This is a genomic window from Rahnella sp. PAMC25617 (genome assembly GCF_050606005.1).
Lineage (GTDB): Bacteria > Pseudomonadota > Gammaproteobacteria > Enterobacterales > Enterobacteriaceae > Rahnella > Rahnella variigena.
The window spans coordinates 1-302 of sequence record NZ_JBOCUM010000221.1 but is presented as its reverse complement, the minus strand read 5'-3'; the positions used below and the strand labels follow the sequence as shown (position 1 = coordinate 302).

The following is a 302-nucleotide window of genomic DNA, read 5'->3' as shown; positions in this document are numbered from 1 at the left end:
TATTAGCTATGTCTATCGCTTCTTTACTACCTGATAATGTTGGTCTTAAATCATTAGCCGGCGTCAGTGCTGTTGTTGCAATGCAACCCAGTGTCTATAAGTCGATAAAAACAGTTTCAGACCAAGCTATAGGTAACATTATTGGTGCGTTATTGGCTGTCACTATGGTGACGATCTTTAGTGATAATTTCATTATTATGGGTGTCACAGTTATATTATTAATTGCAATTTTATTCAGATTTAACTTAGCCCATGTTGCTACATTAGCAAGTGTAACTGCATTAATCATTATGGGACAACAT

At 35.4% G+C, this 302-nt stretch carries 1 protein-coding gene; it reads left to right on the top strand.

What is annotated here, in order from left to right; all coding sequences use genetic code 11:
- A partial coding sequence (locus ACM615_RS24220; protein ID WP_431012682.1) for an aromatic acid exporter family protein occupies positions 1-302 on the top strand: 302 nt, incomplete at both ends.